The following is a 20,732-nucleotide window of genomic DNA, read 5'->3' as shown; positions in this document are numbered from 1 at the left end:
GTCATACTGCCATTAAAATCCTGGGGTCAGAGGGGGAGGCCGACCCGCAGGCTGGGGACATCAGGCCCCGGTTTTTCCCAGGTTGGCGTCAAATGTTAGCCAGCTTTCACGCATGTCCACTACGCTGCGGGTTTTACGTGCCTCATCGATTTTTATTGCCGTGAGGCCCGCTTCCAGCGCGTCCACTACTGAAACTTTCAGCGGTGTTCCCTGTTTAATATGTTTAACGATCTCTTCAGCCATCAGCGCATCTGCGCCGTAATGGCCATCATACGCATTGCCGCTGTAGGCGGTATCGACCTCTTTCTCGCCGCTGCGTGCGTTGTGTACGCGGAAGTAGTTGCGCACGAAGTCGCCTTCCGCCATGCCGTCGGTGCCCATGACACAGAAACGGCGGAACTCATCCGGCACATTCAGATTGGCGTGGAAGGCCAGCGTCGCGCCACCTTCGTACTCAATCAGGGCTGTCTGGTAGTCGACAATATCGGCATCGCTGTCGAACACCGCATCGGTGCTTGACCAGCCGCTGGGCTTCACGTGATAAAGTTCTGAGTCAGCGGTGATAGCTCCCTGCGGCGCATGAGCGGGCGTAAAGGATTTCCGGCCACCAAAGCTGGCGACGCGGATCGGGCGCTCCTGCAACAGGCCCTGATAGAGATCGATGTCGTGACAGCACTTTTCCAGAATGTACGGGCCGGCATATTTCTCCAGACGTCGCCAGTCGCGCTGAAAGAATGCGCCGTGATAAGGCTTGATATGTTCTGTCGCCTCAATCGAGGTGATCTCACCCAACTGACCCGCATCGCGTGCCGCCAGCAGATCGTGATAGAGCGGGGAATAACGCAGTACCAGGCCGACCAGAATGCGCGCTTCGCCATACTGACGCACCAGCTTCGCCATCGCCATGGTCTGCTCTTCATTGATCACCACCGGCTTTTCGGTAAACACCGTGTAACCCGCCGCCAGCGCCTGACCTACATGCTCCAGATGCAGAAAGTTGGGAGAGCCAACCAGCACCACATCCATTCCGCCATGTTCCAGAAGAGCATCGATTGACGCAAAGGCCTGGCCGGGCGCGATACCAAAGCTGTGCAGATTAGGCAGTCCGGCGGGTGCCGGATCGTAATAACCCACTACCGAGAAGGCGTCGTCGGCTTTGCTGAACTCTTTGATCACGTGGGACAGACGAAAGCCGAGACCGATAATGCCTACTTTCATGTTAAACCCCTGCTCCTGAAATCGCATGATGCATAGCCCGCCTGTGATCGGGCGCGCCTGTTGATAATCTGACCACCAACTTATTACGACAGAAAAACTAATGTCAATAACGCACTGCGCGTTTTTCGAGGGTGTTTTTGTTATCGTTATGTAAAATAAGAAGAAAATTCAGATATGATTTTGCTATATTTATTTGTTATTGCGATTTAAGTTTTTTTATCCTATCGTTCGCTCATTATGGCTATAACCCTTAATCAGGGAAGGAAGCGCGTGCAACCACACTATCTTCTGGGCATTGATGGCGGCGGTACACAGTGTCGCGCGCGGTTAACCGACCTGCAGGGTCGCATCCTGGCGGAAGCCACCGGCGGGCCTGCCAACGTCTGGTCAGACTATGACGCGGCGCTGACCTGCGTCGGGCAACTGATTGAACGGATATTGTCACAGGCGGGATTAGCCCCGGCGGCACTGGCGCAGACCGCGCTGGTCGCCGGATTAGCCGGTGCGAATGTGGCCTCGGTACAGGCGCGGCTCGCCAGCTGGCAGCCTGCCTGCGCGGCGTTACAGGTGGTCAGCGATGTGGAGATCGCCTGTGCGGGCGCCCATGGCGGCGCACCTGGCGCCGTCTTTATCATCGGCACTGGCAGTCAGGGCGCCGCGTGGGATGGTGAACAGTTTACGCTGCTTGGCGGCTGGGGCTTTGCCTTGTCTGACCAGGGATCGGGCGCTGAGCTGGGCCGTCGTGCGCTGCGGCTGGCGCTGCTGGCCCATGAAGCGATTATTGCCCAGAGCACACTTACCCGGCAGCTGATGGCGCAGTTCGATGACAGCCCGGAAACCATGCTGCTCTGGACGCGCTCAGCGACGCCTGCAGACTGGGCCCGCGTGGTGCCACAGATTTTTGCGGCCGCCGACGCGGGCGATGGTCGTGCACAGGATCTGCTGCATCAGACCGCAGCCGATATCGGCCTGATGGTCCGCCGTCTGACTGCCCTGAGTAGCGGACCCGTGGCGCTGATGGGGGGACTGGCCACGCCGATTCAGGGCTGGCTGGATGACGATATTCAGGCCCGGCTGGTGACGCCGCAGGGCGATGCCCTGAGTGGGGCGCTGATACTGGCGCAGCAGCTGACGCCTGCCCGATTACCGATCTGAAGCTGGCTGAGCATCCTTAGCCAGATAACCCGAGGAATTTATGACCGCTCCCAACGTAACCGCGCGCATTCTGCGGTTGATTGTTGAAAATGCGCCGATCAGCCAGTCAGACCTGAAAGTTCGCAGCGGACTGAGCATGTCGACCGTGTCGCAGGCGACCAATCGCCTGCTGGCACAGGAGATCGTGCAGGAGCTGGGACTGCGTCGTGTGTCGATGGGACGGCCAAAAACGCTGCTGGGACTCAATCCCGATCGTGCCAGCGTGATTGGCATTCAGCTCAATGCGGAACGCAACCTGATCGTCATGACCGATCTCAGCGGCAATCTGCTGGGTGAACAGCAGATGCCGAAAGGCACGCTGACACCTCGCCAGCTCGGCGATGCGCTGGCAAAATTCCTGCGCGGCGTTGAGGAGAAGCGGGTCGGCGCCATTGGCCTGGCCCTGTCGGGACTGGTCGATGCCGAAAACGGCTACTGTATCCGCTCTAAAGTGCTCGACTGGGACAACGTCCCGATTGCGCGCCTGCTGGAAGAGCGTTTCTCGCTGCCGGTATTTATTGAGAATGACGCCAACGCCATGGCAATGGCGGCGCTGGTGTTTGGTCAGCTCGGCAACGCGCAGTCGGCGGTGATCGCTACCTACGGCAAAGGGATCGGGGCGGGCATCATCCTGAATCGTCAGCTCTACCGCGGTCGTCACGGCAAGGCGGGGGAGATTGGCAACGGGCTGGTGGGCGACGGCTCACTGCGTCTGCTGGAAGATGTCGCCTCATCGCGCGCCATTCTGCAACGGCTTGCTGACCAGGAACCGGTGGAAGGCCTCACGTTGCAGGCGCTGGATCAGCGGCCAACGCCTGAGGTACTGGCGGTGCTGGAAGAGGCGGGACGCGAGCTGGGAATTTCACTGGCGAACCTGTCGGTGGCTTACGATCCGGATGTGGTTTATCTGGCGATGGAGCCGCACATGGCGTCACGCATTCTGCTCGATCACATCACCCAGAGCTTCCAGGCCTACCGGCTTAAACTGACGCCGCACATGACGCCGCTGCAGTTCCTGACTGAATCGAACCGTATGTGGGCGCTGGGCGCGGCGGGTTTTGCCGTCAACCGGCTGCTTGATCTGCTGGCGGCGCAGGCCGATGAAGAGCCGGTCACCTGAGTTATCCCTCGAATAAAAACGGGCGCCGCGGCGCCCGTTTTTGTTTCCGCTTTTCCTTAGCGCAGGCGCATTCCCTGCTCATCAAACAGCAGGCAGTGCGCGGCAGAAAAGCCCAGTTCAACCTGCGTTCCCAGATCGCGCGTGGTGGCTTCGCGTTCTTCCACCACCAGCATCTGTTCACGCCCGATATCCAGGTAGAGATAGTTGGTGTGGCCCAGCATCTCGCCGTAGGCCAGTTCGCCGTGAAAGCGCAGTGCGTCGGGCGTCTGTGCGGCAGGCTGGAAATGTTCGGGACGAATCCCCAGCGTCACGATTTGTCCTTCGCGGCAGTCGGCGGCGATTTTCAGCACCAGCCCCTCAATTTTCAGTTCCGGCACCCGCAACTGCACTTCACCCTCGCCTGTGGCGCTGATTTCCGCCTGCAGGAAGTTCATTTTTGGCGAGCCGATAAAACCGGCGACAAACAGGTTATCCGGGTCGTGATAGAGCGTCAGCGGTGCGCCAACCTGCTCAATGCGGCCCTGACGCAGCACGACGATGCGGTCAGCCAGCGTCATCGCCTCCAGCTGATCGTGGGTGACATAAATCATGGTGTTGCCGAGCGAGGCGTGCAGCCGGGCAATCTCAATCCGCATCTGCAAACGCAGCTCGGCATCGAGGTTAGAGAGCGGCTCATCGAACAGGAAGATACGCGGATGACGGATAATCGCCCGGCCAATCGCCACGCGCTGTCGCTGTCCGCCAGAGAGCGCGCGCGGCAGGCGGTCGAGCAGTTCGGTGAGATGCAGGCGGGCGGCCGTCCGGGCAATCGCCTCGTTGATCTCCGCTTTGGACTTTTTCATTACCTCCAGCGGATAGGCCAGGTTGCCGCGCACCGTCATGTTGGGGTAGAGCGCATAAGACTGAAACACCATAGCAATGCCGCGCTCAGTGGCGGGCTGCTGCGTCATGTCCTGCTCCTCAATCAGCAACTGCCCGCTGCTGATCTCCTCCAGCCCGGCGATCATCCGCAGCAGCGTCGATTTGCCGCAGCCGGATGGCCCGACAAACACCACAAATTCGCCGCTGTTGATCGTCAGATCGATGCCATGAATGACATTAACGTGTTCATAAGACTTCTTCACATTCTGCAAGCGCAGGCTGGTCATCGGCTACCTCACTCAGAGTAACTGGCCCATATAGATGGCATTGCTGCGCAGGATTGGGGTGAACCCCATGCGCTGATAAAAGGCACAGACCTGCTCATTCTGCAGGCTGACGCCAAGATGGACACCGCTGACACCGGCAGCACGCAATGCTGCCAGCGCATGTTCAATCATCAGACGACCCCAGCCGCCTTTCTGTGCCGCGGGCAGCAGGTTGATATGCAGATGAGCGGGCCACTGCGTCACCAGCGTGTCAGCGGCCTGATCAGGATGGCGTATTGAGTCGAGCACTTTGCTGTCGAGCGGCGCGCTGGCACGGCGATCACGATATTTTTCCTGCAGCTGTGGCCACCATTCGGCCTGTAGCTGCGCTTCAAACGCGCGGGTATCGGGTGCGGCGACCACATAACCCTGCACCTCACCATCCCGCTCCAGCACAAAAGCAAAGTCAGGCGCGAAACGCGCATAAGGCACAGCAAAACGCTGGCCGGGATAGTCAGGATCGGAATAGAGCGCGCGGGCATCGCCACCTGCATCGGCTGTTTCCAGGCAGATGCGGTAGAGCGCCGGGTAGTCCGCCGGGGTGGCCGGACGAATGACACCTTGATTCGCCATGGTGAATTCTCGTGAGTGAGTGAATCGGTCAGGGATTGAACAGATCCGCAGGTAAAAGTTACGTTAATGAAAGTGGACTTAGTTTTCAAGATAGAATAATTACCTTATCTCACTAACACAGGCGCTTCGGCAATGTTTACCGGCATCGGGATGCACAACTGTGATCGCCAACACGTCCGGATCGCGGCGTCTGGCAGCAGATTCACGGCCAGTGAAATAAGAAAAGTGTGAGCGTGATAGGATTTTCGTATGTTTTATCAGTAGGTTATTTTGCAATGATTGCCCTGGCATCTCCTGCTGTAGAAAAAGTGGCTGGCGACGCGCCGCCACGGTTAATCGCGTAAATGCCAGCGCAGTGTGCTGAATTTCACGCCATGTCGTTGTTTATTTGCGCGTGCTCACAGCGTTGCAATTCCCCGCGCAGGCTGTTTGACTTTATTTTTCTATTAAAGTAAGTATGAGTGAGTGCGTTTGTGTGCGGCTGCAGCCTGCAGGATGTCAGGCGGTGAGATGAAAGGATGCCGATCCTGGTCTGAAGAAGGTGAGCATAATGTCTGTTTCCTCCGTTCGTTCGTTCCGAATTCGCAATGTGGGTCGGCTGCTGGCAGCGGGCCTGCTGGCGGGCAGCGTCTCGCATGCCGCCCACGCCGCCGTTACCCTGAATGAGTGGGATATCTACAACTACCCGGAGCAGACTGCCGCGGTGGATGAAGGGATTAAAGAGTTTTCCCGGCAGAATCCCGGTATCGTGATTAACCGCTCGGTTCACTCCTTTGAAGATACCCGCATTCCCCTGAAGCTGGCGCTGACTGCCGGTGATGGCCCGCAGATCGCTCAGGTCAACCAGGGCGGCGGCGATATGGGCTCGCTGGTTAAAGATAAGCTGCTGCTGCCGCTTGGCAGTTACGCCGCCAGCAACGGCTGGACCACCCGTTTCCCGGACTCGATTCTGAAACGTAACCGCTGGTCAGACAGCGGCGAGTTTGGCAGTGGCAAACTCTACGGTATCGCCAGCCTGGGCGAGATGGTCGGGCTCTATTACAACAAAGCGCTGCTGGATAAAGCGGGCATTGCCGTGCCGAAAACACTGGCTGAGCTGGAAAGCGCGATGGCGAAGCTGAAACAACAGGGCACCGCGCCGATGATGCTGGGCCTGCTGGACGGCAACATGGGGCAACAGTTGCTCAGCACCCTGTGGCAGGCGCAGATTGAGAGCCACGACCGCAAGACGCTGGATAATCTGATTTACGATGTGGGCGGCACCTTTAAAGACAGCAAGCTGGTCAATGCCGCCACCATGATGAAGAGCTGGACCGACAAAGGGTACTTCTTCCCTGGCTTCCAGGGCATTGGTCACGACGATGCGGCGACACTGTTCCAGAACGGCCAGGCCGCGTTCCTGGTCAGCGGGACCTGGTATCTCGGCCAGTTTAAAGACAATAAAGATATTCACTTCGCCGCGATGCCGGCCGGTGAAGGCGTGAAGCAGCCACTGATGGTAGGCGGTACCGATCTGGCGTTCTCCATCACCAGCACTGCCAAAGGCAAAGATCAGCAGGAGGGTGCGGCGAAGTTCATCAACTATATGGTCTCTGATGCCATGGCGAACCGCTGGCTGAAGGTGGGCTTCCTGCCTGCCAGCACCAATAAAGCGGCCAAAATGCCAGCGGACAACCCGCTGCTGGCCGAGGCGTATCAGGTCTGGCTGACGCTCAATGATTACGACGGTTTAGGTCACTACGTGGACTGGGCGACACCCACCATGAACGCCGAGCTGAATCAGAACGTCCAGCTGCTGCTGGCGGGCCGTCAGACACCCGATCAGATGGTAGTTAATTTTGATAACAACTATCAGCGTTACCTGAAAACGCTGAAGCATTAAGCCGGAGGCCCGGCGAACAGCCGGGCCTGAGCCTCGTTCTGAACCACGAGTAGGGTTATGTTGAATTTAAGCGGCTGGCGTAATTTTCTCTATGTTCTGCCTGCGGTGCTGGTCTATGCGGTGTTTCTGCTGTTCCCGCTGCTGGCCTCGCTGGGCATCAGTTTTACCGAATGGGACGGCACCTCGCTGCCGGTGTTTAGCGGCGTCAGCAACTATCTGCGGATGTTCAGCGATCCGGTGTTCTGGATTGCACTGGGCAATAACGCCATCCTGATGCTGTTCTATACCCTGTTGCCGATTGGCGTCGGCCTGCTGCTCTGCAGCTTTCTGTATGACACGCGTAACAACAGCGAACGCAGCGTGCTGCGCATTCTCTTTTTCCTGCCTTACATCATGCCGATGGCGGTGCTGGGCGTAGTGTGGCGCTGGCTCTATAACCCGGCGTTTGGCCCGATCGACCAGATATTACGCGCGATTGGATTGCCCCAGCTGGCACTCTCCTGGCTGGGTGATTTTACCTGGGCGCTGCCCGCTGTGGGTCTGGTCGCCACCTGGTACTTCTTCGGCTTCTGTCTGGTGCTGTTTATGGCGGGCCTGCAGCGCATGGATCCTTCGCTACTTGAAGCCGCCGATCTGGATGGCTCGTCGCGTCGCCAGAAGTTTATGCGCATTACGCTGCCTGGCCTGCGGCCCGAGCTGCGGATTGCCCTGCTGCTGACGGTGATCGCCAGCCTGAAAGCCTTTGACCTGGTCTATGTGATGACGCAGGGCGGGCCGGGCACTTCCACCATGGTCACCAACATCTTTATGTATAAGCAGGGCTTTGACCTGCACTACTTTGGCTACGCCTCGTCGGTGGCGGTATTCAGCATGGTCATTGTTTTAGGGATTAACTATCTGATCCATCTGGCCTTAAAGGAGCGTTACTGATGCGAAGCACGCCGGTGATTTCACGCGCGCTGATCTGGATCGTGGCGCTGATGACGATTCTGCCGTTCCTGATGGCGCTGATGACGTCGTTCAAAACCCAGATGGAGCTGTTTCAGGGGGTCTTCACGCTGCCCGCCTCGCTGAATTTCAAAAACTACCTGACCGCGTGGCAGCAGGGACACTTCAACGTCTACTTCCTCAACTCGGTGCTGGTGGTGATTCCGGTGGTGCTGTTCAGCGTACTGCTGGGCATTCTGGCCGGGTTCGGGTTCGCGTGGCTGAAGATCCCCGGTAAGAAAGTCATCGGGGCGATGCTGGCGCTGGGGATGGTGTTGCCGAGTGAAGCCTTTATCATTCCGCTCTATCACGAGCTGCGCTGGATGGGGCTGACCAACACCTATCTGGCGCTGATCCTGCCGCAAATCGCCCTCTCGCTGCCCTTTACCACGCTGATGATCGCCAGTGCTTTCCAGCAGGTGCCGAAAGAGCTGGTGGAAGCGGCGGTGATGGATGGGGCATCGCGGGTCAAAATTCTGTGGGGCATTCTGGTGCCCGCTATCTGGCCGACCCTCTCAACGCTGGGGCTGCTGCTGTTTATCTGGACCTGGAATGAGTTCCTGATCCCGCTGATTCTGGTCAACAAGGATGAGTTACGCACGCTGCCAATTGGCATGATGTTTTTCCAGAACAAAAATACCATCGACATTCCGGTGCTGATGGCGGGCGCGATGATTGTGATTATGCCGCTGATCGTGGTGTTCCTGATTTTCCAGCGCAAGTTCATTAGCGGCGTCACCGAAGGGGCCGTGAAGTAATCTGTGACAGCCCGCACGAAACGGCGCACTGGCGGCCAGACAAAGGTTTCCCGCGCCGTATCGTGCTGCAATTCCTCCTCCTCAATCCTGCGGGAGACGCATGATGCACCTTTCCCTTGCTGATTTTCACCCTGTCGCCGATGGCGAAACCCCGGATACGGCTGTGCTGCAACGCGCTATGGATCAGATTGCGGCGGCGGGCGGTGGCCGTCTGACTCTGCCTGCCGGGCGTTATCGCAGCGGCTGCCTGAATCTGCCCTCTGATTTTGAACTCCATCTTGAAGCGGGCGCGGTGCTGATCGCCAGTCAGCGGCTGGCTGATTACCAGGCGGTACAGGCGCTGAGCTGTGCTGAGAAGTCCCACAATGTGCTGCTCTATGCGCTGGGCCAGCGCAATATCACCATCAGCGGCACCGGCCGTATAGACGGTGACGGTGAAGCCTGGTTTGCCGCTGAGCGTGATGAGCAGGGCTATCGCCTGCCGCGCACGGACCGGCCGCGGATCATTGTGTTTGAAGATTGCGAGCAGGTAACGCTGACTGGCTTTACCATCGTGCAGGCGCCGATGTGGACGGTGCATCTGGTGAGCTGTCGCCATGTGCATATCGACCATCTCACCATCGACAATGCCATGACCATGCCGAATACCGATGCGCTCGATATCGACAGTTGCGAAGCGGTGTTTGTCAGCAATAGCTACCTCAGCGCCGCCGATGATGCCATCTGCATCAAAACCACCTACAAACCGGCCGCGCTGCGGCGTCCGGCGCGGCAGATTATGATCACCAACTGCCTGCTACGTAGCTACAGCTGCGCCTTTAAAATCGGCACTGAAACCTGGGATGATGTGGAAGATGTCACGGTGACCGGCTGCACCATTTTTGATTCCAACCGTGGCATCGGCATTCTGTCGCGTGACGGTGGCGCGATGCGGCGTCTGCTGTTCAGTAATCTGACTTTTGCCTGTCACCATGCGCTGCCCTGCCACTGGGGAAAAGCCGATCCGCTGCATATTTCGGTGCGCCGCCGCGATCCCGCCATTACGCCCGGCATCGTGGAGCAGGTGCAGTTCAGTAACGTTACGGGCGTGGCGGAAGGGGCGATTAACCTGCATGCGGCAGAACCAGGCTGGATACGCGATGTGGTCATCAGCCAGCTGCAGATGCGGCAGACCGTGGCACCGGTTGCACAGGGACACTATGACGTACGGCCGCCCTGTAACCCGGACTCCCCGACCGGCATGGGGCTGGATAACGCCTACAAACTTGACCCGAAAACCGGCGAAGCTTTTGGCGTAGAGCGCTATCCCGGCGGGCTGCCGGGCCTGTTCGCACGCGGGGTTGAGAACCTGCAACTGCACAGCCTGGCGATAGTACGACCGGAACCGTTACCGCCAGGCTGGCATCCTGAATGCGTGGTGCAGTTGCCGGACTAAATTACAACGCGGCGGCGATGGCTGCGCCGAGCTGTTCGGTACTGGCGTTGCCGCCGAGATCGCGCGTCAGGTGCTCGCCTGCTGCCAGCGTGCGTTCAATCGCCTCTAACACCGCATCACCTGCCGCTTTATAGCCGAGGTGCTCCAGCATCATCGCGCCACACCAGATCTGTCCGATGGGATTAGCGACGCCTTTACCGGCGATATCGGGCGCAGAACCGTGAACCGGTTCAAACAGGCTGGGGAACAGGCCTTCCGGGTTGATATTGGCCGAAGGGGCGATGCCGATAGTGCCGGTACAGGCCGGGCCGAGATCGGAGAGGATATCGCCAAACAGATTGCTGGCGACCACCACATCAAACCAGTCCGGATGCAGCACGAAGTTGGCGGTAAGAATATCGATGTGATACTTGTCGACGCGAACCTCGGGGAACTGACCGGCCATGGCTTCAACGCGGCTATCCCAGTAAGGCATGGTGATGGCTATGCCGTTTGATTTGGTGGCGGAGGTCAGGTGTTTCTTCGGCCGACTCTGCGCCAGCTGATAGGCAAACTTCAGGATGCGATCGACGCCAGTGCGCGTCATCACCGTCTCCTGGATTACCACTTCACGTTTGGTGCCGGGGAACATGGTGCCGCCGACGCTGGAGTATTCACCCTCAGTGTTTTCGCGTACCACATAGAAGTCGATATCGCCGGGCTGACGGTTCGCCAGCGGCGCTTTGACGCCGGGCATTAGTCGCACCGGACGCAGATTCACATATTGATCGAACTCCCGGCGGAACTGCAGCAGCGAGCCCCACAGTGAAACGTGGTCGGGCACCACATCGGGCCAGCCAACCGCGCCAAAATAGATCGCATCAAAGGCTTTCAGCTGTGGAAACCAGTCGTCAGGCAACATTTTGCCATGCTGCTGCCAGTAGTCGGCACTGGCGTAATCGAACCACTCCCAGCGCAGCGGAATGTTAAATTTCTCTGCGGCCGCATTCATGACACGAACGCCTTCCGGCATCACTTCTTTGCCAATGCCGTCGCCAGGGATCACGGCAATACGGTGAATTTTGTCAGTCACAGGGTACCTTTCCGGTTGATGTTCGAATTGTGTACGCAGTATAACTGTCGCTTACGGGGAAATAATGAGCCTGAAAGGCAATCCAGTGTTGAATAAAAGTAGAGAATCCCGCACCTCCACCGATGATTTAGCTTTCTTTGTTCGCCTGGCTGCGCTGGATAGCCTGACTGCGGCAGCGCGCGAACTGGGACTGTCACTGGCGGCGGTCAGCAAACGTCTGAGCCAGCTGGAGCAGCGGCTTGGTGTGCAACTCCTGCGCCGAACCACGCGACGACTGGAGCTGACGCCAGAAGGTCGCCGTTATCTGGCGGGTGCGCGTCCGTTGCTGGATCAGCTGGCGGCGCTGGAAGAGGCGGTCAGCGGCGAAACCGCGCAGCTGCGCGGCACGCTTAACATCAACGCCTCATTTGGTTTTGGCCGTCGGCATATTGCGCCCTGCGTCTCGGCTTTTGCCGCGCTGCACCCGGAACTCTCGCTGTCGCTGCAGCTCAGCAGCCAGCCGCTTAATTTTCTTGATGCCCACATGGATATTGATATCCGCGTCGGGGAACCGCCCGACTCGCGGCTGGTGGCGCGCAAACTGCGTACCAATCCGCGCATTCTCTGCTGCTCACCTGCTTATGCCGCCCGGCACGGTCTGCCGGAGACCGTTCGCGATCTGGCACAGCACAACTGCATTTTACTGCGCCAGCACGACAGCGATTTTACCCTATGGCGGCTGACCTGCGGTGAACAGAGCATCAATCAGAAAGTGCGCGGCAGTCTGATCACCAACGATGGCGAAGTGGCGATGCGGCTGGCAATGGATGGGCATGGCATCTTGCTGCGTTCCTGGTGGGACGCGCAGCACAGCCTGGCGACGGGCGAACTGTTGCCGGTGTTACCCGGCTGGCAGGCACCCGATGGTGATATTTATGCGGTCTGGCAGGCCCAGCGTCAGCTTCCGGCGCGTATTACCGCGTTTGTGACCTTTCTGCAGGCCAATCTGCAACCGGTTGATTAGTCATGCTTTTACAGGCAAAGAATGGTGCGGTCAGACGCCCGCAGGCATTAAATTTACCGCATTAAGCTGATTCGATTGCTTCAGTACGCCGCTCCATTTACAGCGTTTTAGCGGCTGCGTATGATTCTCATTCTTTTTATTTCCTGTCTGTCCTCTGCGTTGTGGCCAGCCGGGAGCAGCAGGCAGATAGGGGAGTTAAGTATGAAAGCGTTGTTCAGTCCGCGTACAGCGGCACTTACACTGGCGATTGTCGCCACCTTCAGCCTGACGGCGTGCCAGATGACGGCGAAAAAAGTGGATGCCAGTGCGCCGGTGGTGATGCAGCCCTCCAGTCCCGATAACCTGATTCAGCGCGAGCTGGGTGAAGGTTTGTATGAGATGGCCTATCTGCCAGCAAAAAATGCCCTCTATGTCGCCAGTGCGCAGGGATTCAAAGATATCAGCGGCGGCATGATCTACCGTCTTGATGCTTCTACGCTGCAGAGCACCGGTGCAGGGCACTTCGACCTGAAAAACTTTGGTCTGATCAGCGCGCCTGACGGCAGCGCACTCTACGCCACCAACACGCTGGATGGCGGTATCTCTAAGATCGATCCTGAAAACGGTAAGGTGCTGAAGCGCCTGATGTTCGACGAGAAAAATGAGAAAGGCATGCCCTATGGCACGCGTGAAATCTTTCTGCATGACGGCCTGCTCTATGTCGGCGGCGTGGGCGATCCGGGCGTGATCTGGGTGGTTGATGCAAAAACCCTGACGCTGAAAACCCGGATAAAAAATGCCGGGAAGTGGGTCACAGGCATTATCTTCTCGCCGGTCAGCGACCGGATTTACGCGGCGAACGGCAGCGGGGAAATCCTGGTGATCAATCCGCGCAGTGCCAGAATCGAGCAGCGCCTGACGGCGGGCGACGGGCAGGCGTATCTATTCCTGAATATGGCCGAGGATCCGGCAACCGGTCGCCTGTTTGTTACGGATAATTCAAAAGCGAAAAATACGCTGGTGTTTGATGAGCGCAGCGGCAAGGTCATTAAGCGGCTGAATCTGGGCGACTCACTGGGGATTAAGTTTAACGGCAAACGCAATGAGATTTATATCAGTCAGCGCGAGTCGAAGAAGGTGCTGCAGCTGGATGGCACCACCTATGAGGTGAAAAACAGCTGGTCATTTGACAGCCACCCCAACAGCCTGCTGGTTTCACCGGACGGGCAGACCCTGTTCGTCACCCTGAAGCAGGGCTTCAATGACGATCACAGCAGTCAGGGGCTGGATGGCGTGGCGCGTATCACGCTGCAATAAAAAAGGCGGCATCATTGCCGCCTGAATCCTTACTTAGCCACACCTTCTACCAGCACCACGCGGTAGTTAGCGCCTTTCAGACGGTGCGCTTTGGCAGCCTGATACTCCGGGCTGTCATACCAGGCATGCGCGGCTTCGCGGCTCGCGAATTCCAGAATCACCACGCCTTCCGCTTCCTGTCCTTCCAGCGTTTCCAGTTCACCATAAAAGGCGAGAGGATTGATCTGATGATCGCCGCGAGCCTCGCCCGCTTTTTCGGCATAGATCGCCATTTCGTCCTGGTTCAGGGTGTTATCACGAATAAATACAACATATGCACTCACAGGTCTCTCCTTAAGCTTTTTTATCCTGGGTTTCGGTATCGAAGTCAGCGGCATCATGACGCTCGTGCAGCTGATCGGCCGGGTCGCCCATGACACGGTTGACCTTGCGGCCACGAATTACAGCAGGACGCAGCGCGATCTCTTTCGCCCAGCGCACCACATTTTTATAGGACTGCACATCCAGGAATTCAGCACCGCCATACTGGTCATTCAGCACCATGTTGCCGTACCACGGCCAGGTGGCGATATCCGCGATGGTGTAGTCATCACCGGCCAGATAGCGGTTATCTGCCAGCTGACGATCCAGCACGTCGAGCTGACGCTTCGCTTCCAGCGTGAAGCGGTTAATGGCGTACTCAATTTTTTCTGGCGCGTAGTGATAGAAATGACCGAAACCACCGCCCAGGTAAGGCGCTGAGCCCTGCAGCCAGAACAGCCAGTTCAGGGTTTCGGTGCGGCCAGCAATATCTTTTGGCAGGAAGTAGCCATACTTTTCTGCCAGATAGAGCAGGATATTGCCCGATTCAAATACCCGAATAGGCGGCGTTGCTGAGTGGTCGCTCAGCGCCGGGATTTTCGAGTTCGGGTTTATGTCGACAAAACCGCTGGAGAACTGATCGCCTTCGCCGATACGGATCAGCCAGGCATCATATTCCGCATCGTTGACGTTAAGCGCCAGCAGCTCTTCCAGCAGGATGGTCACTTTCTGGCCGTTAGGCGTACCAAGCGAATAGAGCTGTAAAGGATGTTTGCCGACCGGCAACGCTTTTTCATGGGTGGGACCAGCGAACGGACGATTAGTTTTAGCGCCGTTACCTTTGGCTTCAGGGTCCCAGGTCCAGACTTTTGCGGGCTGATATGCATTTTCCGACATAATGAAAGTTCGCCTTATGGTGTGGTATTGGTCTGGAGTGTAGCAGGTGCTGCAAAGGGGGTTTAACTCTGCTGGCTGCGCAAGGGCGTGCTGCAGGGGCTGATGTCAGGCGGGCAGCGGCACAGAGGAAAAGTGAATGAAAGTGTGTCAGACGGGGGGTCGTTGTCCTGAGCGGAGGTGGCCGTGCAGTCAGCAGCGACTGCACGGCAGGCAGGGTTACAGCAGTTCCCGCTCAATCAGTTCGCGGGTTTCTACCGCCTGAACCTTCATCTTTTCCGGGTAGCCAAACAGAGACGCCGCGATGATCGGTTCACCGCCGACTTTATAACTGCGGGTGGCAAAGCCGGTGTCGCGCAGCGTTTTGAACAGGGTGTCGAAGTCCACTTCGCCTTCGCCCACGCCGACATGCTGGTGAATGGTGGCATCCACCCCTGGCGGGTTAACGATGTAGCGACAGTGCTTTGTATGGTTCATGGTATCGGCGATCAGCATGTGCGACAGATCGTCACCGGCATACTCCAGCATCGGTTTCACATCACCTTTGCCTTTGTCATAAAAGAAAGTGTGTGGCGCGCTGTAGATATACTTCACGTTATCGCTGCGGAACGACTTCACGATATCCACGGTTTCGTTGTTCTCTTCGCAGAAATCCCACGGATGCGCCTGGATTTCGACGCGGATGCCTTCACGTTCGATGAGCGGCAGCAGCTCTTCCATGGAGCGATAGAACATCTCTTCACAGATTTCCGGCTCATTAGGCGTGCCGGAGAGTTCGGTGTTAATCACCTGCACACCCATCTCAACTGCAATCTCAATCATCCGCTTCCAGTTCTTTACCGCCGCCTGACGACGCAGCTCATCCGGGCCGGACCAGCGATAGACCACGATAAACGAGGAGATCTCCAGCCCGGTGGCGTTTAACGCATTCTTATACTCGGTGATGATTTCACGGCTGGCTTTAGGATGCTTATAAAACGGGTTGATCTGCGGATGCGGCGACTGTTCGATATATTTGTATCCCCAGTCGGCCACCTGATGAACCATACGGGTGATGCCTAAATCTTTAATTACATCCACATCAAAAGCGATTTTCATCTTTCTGCTCCGGGCACATTAAGGTTGCTGTTCTTCATTGAAGGTCACGCCAATCTGCTGCCTGACGTTGTCCATCGCGGCCAGGGTGGTAATCGCCTGGTCAAGCGAATGGATGGGCGAATCGATCCGGTTCTGGTCGATACACCAGGCGAAGTGGTTAATTTCATGACAGAGCTGTTCATAGCGGCTGGCCGGCTCCTGCCACTGCAGGTGATGACGCCGATCGCTGGAGGTCAGGGTGAAGTTACCAGGCGCATAGAACTGGCCCGCCAGTTCCAGCGTGGCCTCGCGTCCGGCGATCACCGCGCAGCCTGGCGTGTTGCTGAACAGGGTGGTGTTCAGTACCGACTGCATGCCGTGCTGATGGGTAAACAGCATCGACGTCTGACCGTTAACACGCCCATCGGGGACGGGCTGGCCCCGGGCGATGATTGTGTCAGGCGCACCGCCGCCAACAAACACGCTAAGCGCCACCAGGTAGCTGCCCAGATCCAGCATCGGGCCGCCCGCCAGATCGGCGTTGAAGATGCGGTGGTCTGGTGTGAAAAACTCGCCATGATCCGCAATCAGAGTATGAACGTCGCCGAGCACGCCATCCTCCAGCAGCTGACGGATAACGTCATATTTCGGTGTGAAGTTGCACCACATCGCCTCCATGCAGAGCAGCTTTGCAGCAGCGGCTGCGTGTTTAAGCTGAGTCCCCTGCTGAGCATTCAGCGCCAGCGGCTTTTCAATCAGCAGATGCTTTCCGGCGGCAATTGCGCGCAGGCCATCGGGAAAATGGTGGTTGTGGGGCGTGGCGATATAGACCGCATCAACATCCTCCCGTGCCAGTAGCATGTCGAGACTGCCCGTGGCATGGCCGATTGACCATTTGTCGGCAAAGGCCTGTGCTTTTGCCGGGTCACGCGCCGCCACCGCGGTGATCTGCTGGCGGGTGTGCTTGCGCAGTGCAGCGGCAAAATGGTCGGCGATCCAGCCCGGCCCGATAATGCCCCAGCGCAACGGTGGAACCTGGCTGGCAGCGGTCAGACGTGGAAGCGGAAGCGTTGAAGGGAACATGACTTTTCCTTTTGTACGTGCAGGCAGGGTTTGTTCAGGACTTCACTATAGAAAGCCTGCTGTCGCCGCTCTAATCTTTTAATGAGGTGATCCCATCAACCCGATCGGCGCAGAATTTTTATCCGTTTTAGCAAATGGGCGTTTTAAAGAGAATGCAGAAAGAAATGAATGTTTCATTTTGCGAAGGCGATCAAGATTAGCGCTAATTTTCTATCAAATAAATGAGAGGAAACGGCTGCGCCGCGATAGAGTGTGGATGTTTCAGACAACAGAACAGAGAAGGCTGACCCGTGTAGCGTCAGCTAACGCCACAGATTGATGCAGGGAGAAGGATGATGTCAAAAGTGACGATGACCGCCATTGCGCAGGCGGCGGGCGTGGGCGTGGCCACCGTGGATCGGGTGCTGAATGGCCGCGCACCGGTGCGCAGCGTGACCGAGCAGAAAGTGCTGGCTGCGGCCCGCGAGCTGGGCTATCACCTGACACAGGCACACACCCGGAGAACGTCACCCCTTGCCGCAGCAACCGTTCGCGTGAGCTTTATCCTGCTGCCCGCCCGTTATTCCTTTTATCAGCAACTGGGCGAGATGCTGAAACAACAGCTTAAAGCGCAGCAGCCACAGGGCAGCGAACCTGAATTTTGCTGGCATGATATTCACGAAGTGGAGGCGGTGGCACACTCGCTGCGTCTGCTGGCACAGCGCAGTGATGTGATCGCGCTGGTGGCGCTGGATCATCCGCTGATTCGTCACGCGATTCAGGATGTGTCCCGACTGGGCGTGCGGGTTTACGCACTGTTTTCTGATTTTTCGCCCTGCGAGCATGCGGGGTTTGTCGGCATTGATAATCAGAAAGCGGGGCGTACGGCGGCGTGGATGGCACAGCATCTGCTGCGTCAGCCGGGATGCGTCGGGGTGCTGCTGGGCGATCACCGCTTTACCTGCCAGGAGAGCAGCGAGATCAGTTTCCGCTCTTACCTGCGCGAGTCAGGCATCACCCAGCGGGTACTGGAACCGTTAAAGACTTATGAGTCGGGTGACGGCGGCTATCAGGCAACCCGGCAGCTGCTGGAGACCCATGATGATCTGGTAATGATTTATGCGCCCTGCGGCGGCATAGAGGGGGTGGTGCAGGCGCTGCGTGACAGCGGACGCAGGCAGATCGATCTGCTGTGTCACGGTCCGTTGCCGGGGGATGAGCTGGCGCTGATTGACGGCACCATCACGCTGATGCTGCGTCATCGTCTTGATGTCATGGCCGGGGCGGTGGTCGCCACCTGTCTCAACAGCCGGATGGAGCAGCGCGATCATTTTGCGCAGGTGACGGTGCCATTTGAAATCGTAACGCGTGAAAACCTGTAAAAAGAGAAGGTTAGCGTTTATTTGATAGTAATCTATCATTTTGTGGAATATTTAAACGCGATCTCTATCAAAAAATGAAACTTTCATTGTTGTCTGAGATGAAATTTTTATTTGATACTGCCAGCAGTTCTCACTGCACAGGCAAATATCATGACCTTTCATATTGCGAATGCGCCCTGTAGCTGGGGCGTGGACGATCCCGCTAATCCCTGGCTGCCGCCGTGGCAGAAAGTCCTGACCGAGGCCGCTCAGGCTGGCTATCCCAGTATCGAACTTGGTCCCTGGGGCTATCTGCCATCCGATGCAGCCGAACTGACCCGGCAGCTTAACGCGCATCAGCTTTCGCTGGTGGCGGGTACAATTTTTGATGATTTGGTCAGTGAAGCGCATTTCCCTGAACGGGTCACGCTGACCCATAACCTGTGTCGTACGCTGGCCAGTGTGCCGACCGCCGTCAAAACGCCCGGTGCCAGTGCGCCTTATCTGGTGATCATCGACTTCGGGAATCCGGAGCGGGCGAAATATGCTGGTCAGTCAGAAAAAGCGCCACGGCTCTCCGCTGTCGACTGGCAGCGCATGATGCGACACATCACCATTCTGAGTGAGATTGCCTGGCAGGAGTATGGCGTGCGACCGGTAATTCATCCGCATGCGGGCGGCTGCATTGAGTTTGCCGATGAGATTGCACGGCTGGTCAGTGATATTCCGCATCAGGTCGCTGGTTTATGTCTGGATACCGGCCATCTCTATTACGCCGGAATGGATCCGGTCGCTTCGCTGCAACATTACTGGAACCGCATCGATTACCTTCACTTCAAAGACGTTAACCAGCCGGTCTGGCGTGACGCACTCTCTCGCGGACTCGATTTTTTCACTGCCTGCGCGCAGGGAGTGATGTGTCCGCTGGGGCAGGGCGCAATCGACTATCCGGCGGTGCGCACGCTGCTGACTGAGCGTAACTATCAGGGCTGGATCACCATCGAACAGGAGCGTGATCCGCGCCATGCCGACACCAGTCTGCGGGATGTTAAAGCCAGCCTGGACTATCTCCGATCAACAGGATTCTGAGGACAACAGCATGATTAACGGTAAAAAAGCGGCAAATCGCTCACTGCGCTGGGGCATGATCGGCGGCGGCGGCACCAGCCAGATTGGGTATATCCATCGCTCTGCGGCACAGCGTGACGGAAATTTTGTGCTGCTGGCGGGGGCGTTTGATATTGATGCCGCACGCGGGCGTGAGTTTGGTCAGGCGCTGGGTGTGGCACCTGACCGCTGTTATCCCGATTACGCCAGCCTGTTCGCCGGGGAAGCCGCGCGTGAAGATGGCATTGAAGCCGTGTCTATCGCCACGCCTAATAATACGCATTTCGCCATTTGCCGGGCGGCGCTTAATGCCGGGCTGCATGTGGTGTGCGAGAAGCCCCTCTGTTTTACGGTCGAAGAGGCAGATGAGCTGGAGCAGTTAAGCCGGGAGAAGCAGAAGATTGTTGGCGTCACTTACGGTTACGCCGGGCATCAGCTGGTTCATCAGGCCAGGGAGATGATCGCCGAAGGGGCTCTGGGTGAGATCCGCATTGTTAACATGCAGTTTGCTCACGGCTTTCATAATGAGGCGGTGGAGTTGCAGAGTGAAAGCACCCGCTGGCGGGTCGATCCGCGCTTTGTCGGCCCGAGTTACGTGTTAGGCGACCTGGCGACGCATCCGCTGTTTATCGCAGAAACGATGTTGCCACAGCTGACAGTGACGCGTCTGCTCTGTTCGCGGCAGAGCTTTGTCGCGTCGCGTGCGCCGCTGGAGGACAACGCCTTTGTGATGATGGAGTATGACAACGGCGCGGTCGGCACGTTATGGGCGTCGGCGGTGAATGCCGGATCGATGCACGGACAGAAGATTCGGGTCGTTGGATCGAAAGCCAGCCTGGAGTGGTGGGATGAGCAGCCGAACCAGTTGCGGTATGAAGTGCAGGGCGAGCCGGTGCGCATTCTGGAGCGCGGTATGGGCTATCTAAGCCCGCGTGCGCTGGAAGAGGATCGCATTGGCGGAGGGCATACAGAGGGTTTATTTGAAGCCTGGTCCAATCTCTATCGTCGCTTCGCGCTGGCGATGGATGCCACCGATCGCCGTGACACCGCCTTCCTGCAGGATTTCTGGTATCCCGATGTGCATGCCGGATTAATGGGCGTGCGCTGGGTTGCGCAGTGCGTGAAATCGGCGGATGCCGGTGCAGTCTGGGTGACGTGCTGAAGCGAGTCTTTAGCGTAAACGAAAGGGTTTGCACGCCGGCTGTA

General features: G+C 57.6%; 19 protein-coding genes. 11 read left to right on the top strand and 8 right to left on the bottom strand.

Features of this window, described 5'->3' with window-relative positions:
- Positions 1 to 60: 60 nt before the first annotated feature.
- The gene (locus tag AC0T7J_RS19280) at positions 61 to 1,218 is read right to left on the bottom strand and encodes a Gfo/Idh/MocA family protein (RefSeq protein ID WP_473795984.1); all 1,158 of its coding nucleotides are present in this window, start codon (positions 1,216 to 1,218) and stop codon (positions 61 to 63) included.
- 270 nt (positions 1,219 to 1,488) lie between these two features.
- On the opposite strand from AC0T7J_RS19280, the gene AC0T7J_RS19275 reads away from it, so the two are divergent.
- On the top strand, positions 1,489 to 2,373 hold the full coding sequence (locus AC0T7J_RS19275) for a glucosamine kinase nucleotide-binding domain-containing protein (RefSeq protein ID WP_473795981.1): 885 nt from the start codon (positions 1,489 to 1,491) through the stop codon (positions 2,371 to 2,373).
- 40 nt (positions 2,374 to 2,413) lie between these two features.
- A complete protein-coding gene (locus AC0T7J_RS19270; protein WP_022625245.1) occupies positions 2,414 to 3,532 on the top strand; it encodes an ROK family transcriptional regulator in 1,119 nt (372 codons plus the stop codon).
- Between the two features lie 56 nt (positions 3,533 to 3,588).
- Here the strand turns inward: AC0T7J_RS19270 and AC0T7J_RS19265 are convergent, their stop codons facing one another.
- Positions 3,589 to 4,680, bottom strand: a complete 1,092-nt coding sequence (locus AC0T7J_RS19265) for an ABC transporter ATP-binding protein (RefSeq protein ID WP_473795977.1) — start codon at positions 4,678 to 4,680, stop codon at positions 3,589 to 3,591.
- 12 nt (positions 4,681 to 4,692) lie between these two features.
- Positions 4,693 to 5,292, bottom strand: coding sequence for a GNAT family N-acetyltransferase (locus AC0T7J_RS19260; RefSeq protein ID WP_473795974.1), 600 nt, complete (start codon positions 5,290 to 5,292; stop codon positions 4,693 to 4,695).
- A gap of 550 nt (positions 5,293 to 5,842) precedes the next feature.
- On the opposite strand from AC0T7J_RS19260, the gene AC0T7J_RS19255 reads away from it, so the two are divergent.
- From AC0T7J_RS19255 to AC0T7J_RS19240, 4 genes are all read left to right on the top strand, one after another.
- The gene (locus AC0T7J_RS19255) at positions 5,843 to 7,174 is read left to right on the top strand and encodes an extracellular solute-binding protein (protein WP_473795971.1); all 1,332 of its coding nucleotides are present in this window, start codon (positions 5,843 to 5,845) and stop codon (positions 7,172 to 7,174) included.
- A gap of 57 nt (positions 7,175 to 7,231) precedes the next feature.
- Positions 7,232 to 8,104 (top strand): carbohydrate ABC transporter permease, encoded by an 873-nt coding sequence (locus tag AC0T7J_RS19250; protein ID WP_010252041.1) that lies wholly within the window; start codon positions 7,232 to 7,234, stop codon positions 8,102 to 8,104.
- Positions 8,104 to 8,919, top strand: coding sequence for a carbohydrate ABC transporter permease (locus AC0T7J_RS19245; protein WP_010252038.1), 816 nt, complete (start codon positions 8,104 to 8,106; stop codon positions 8,917 to 8,919). Before AC0T7J_RS19250 ends, AC0T7J_RS19245 begins: the two co-directional genes overlap by 1 nt.
- Before the next feature lie 103 nt (positions 8,920 to 9,022).
- Positions 9,023 to 10,354 (top strand): glycoside hydrolase family 28 protein, encoded by a 1,332-nt coding sequence (locus tag AC0T7J_RS19240; protein ID WP_473796192.1) that lies wholly within the window; start codon positions 9,023 to 9,025, stop codon positions 10,352 to 10,354.
- Between the two features lies 1 nt (position 10,355).
- On the opposite strand, the gene AC0T7J_RS19235 is transcribed toward AC0T7J_RS19240, so the two are convergent.
- The gene (locus AC0T7J_RS19235; protein ID WP_473795966.1) at positions 10,356 to 11,426 is read right to left on the bottom strand and encodes a tartrate dehydrogenase; all 1,071 of its coding nucleotides are present in this window, start codon (positions 11,424 to 11,426) and stop codon (positions 10,356 to 10,358) included.
- A 64-nt stretch (positions 11,427 to 11,490) separates the two neighbouring features.
- Between AC0T7J_RS19235 and AC0T7J_RS19230 the strand changes: the two genes are divergently transcribed.
- Both AC0T7J_RS19230 and AC0T7J_RS19225 read left to right on the top strand, forming a co-directional pair.
- Entirely contained in the window at positions 11,491 to 12,429 is a 939-nt protein-coding gene (locus AC0T7J_RS19230; RefSeq protein WP_473795964.1) for a LysR family transcriptional regulator, read from the top strand.
- 201 nt (positions 12,430 to 12,630) lie between these two features.
- Positions 12,631 to 13,725: a YncE family protein gene (locus tag AC0T7J_RS19225; protein WP_473795961.1), complete on the top strand. Its 1,095-nt coding sequence runs from the start codon at positions 12,631 to 12,633 to the stop codon at positions 13,723 to 13,725.
- Positions 13,726 to 13,754: 29 nt separating this feature from the next.
- Here the strand turns inward: AC0T7J_RS19225 and AC0T7J_RS19220 are convergent, their stop codons facing one another.
- From AC0T7J_RS19220 to AC0T7J_RS19205, 4 genes are all read right to left on the bottom strand, one after another.
- Positions 13,755 to 14,048, bottom strand: a complete 294-nt coding sequence (locus AC0T7J_RS19220; RefSeq protein WP_010252030.1) for a DUF1330 domain-containing protein — start codon at positions 14,046 to 14,048, stop codon at positions 13,755 to 13,757.
- Between the two features lie 10 nt (positions 14,049 to 14,058).
- Positions 14,059 to 14,922: a glutathione-dependent disulfide-bond oxidoreductase gene (gene yghU / locus AC0T7J_RS19215; protein ID WP_031593621.1), complete on the bottom strand. Its 864-nt coding sequence runs from the start codon at positions 14,920 to 14,922 to the stop codon at positions 14,059 to 14,061.
- Between the two features lie 216 nt (positions 14,923 to 15,138).
- Positions 15,139 to 16,017 carry a sugar phosphate isomerase/epimerase family protein gene (locus AC0T7J_RS19210; RefSeq protein WP_473795957.1) on the bottom strand — a complete coding sequence of 293 codons (879 nt, stop codon included), beginning with the start codon at positions 16,015 to 16,017 and terminating at the stop codon, positions 15,139 to 15,141.
- An 18-nt stretch (positions 16,018 to 16,035) separates the two neighbouring features.
- The gene (locus AC0T7J_RS19205; RefSeq protein ID WP_473795954.1) at positions 16,036 to 17,079 is read right to left on the bottom strand and encodes a Gfo/Idh/MocA family protein; all 1,044 of its coding nucleotides are present in this window, start codon (positions 17,077 to 17,079) and stop codon (positions 16,036 to 16,038) included.
- 335 nt (positions 17,080 to 17,414) lie between these two features.
- On the opposite strand from AC0T7J_RS19205, the gene AC0T7J_RS19200 reads away from it, so the two are divergent.
- The 3 genes from AC0T7J_RS19200 (at position 17,415) to AC0T7J_RS19190 (ending at position 20,688) form a co-directional block, all read left to right on the top strand.
- On the top strand, positions 17,415 to 18,440 hold the full coding sequence (locus AC0T7J_RS19200) for a LacI family DNA-binding transcriptional regulator (protein WP_473796189.1): 1,026 nt from the start codon (positions 17,415 to 17,417) through the stop codon (positions 18,438 to 18,440).
- A 150-nt stretch (positions 18,441 to 18,590) separates the two neighbouring features.
- Positions 18,591 to 19,508 (top strand): TIM barrel protein, encoded by a 918-nt coding sequence (locus AC0T7J_RS19195; RefSeq protein ID WP_473795951.1) that lies wholly within the window; start codon positions 18,591 to 18,593, stop codon positions 19,506 to 19,508.
- Between the two features lie 10 nt (positions 19,509 to 19,518).
- Positions 19,519 to 20,688: a Gfo/Idh/MocA family protein gene (locus tag AC0T7J_RS19190; protein WP_473795948.1), complete on the top strand. Its 1,170-nt coding sequence runs from the start codon at positions 19,519 to 19,521 to the stop codon at positions 20,686 to 20,688.
- Positions 20,689 to 20,732 lie beyond the last annotated feature (44 nt).

Source organism: Pantoea sp. E956-1 (assembly GCF_982223955.1).
Note: the sequence above shows the minus strand (reverse complement) of the source record. Positions and strands in the feature narration are given on the sequence as shown.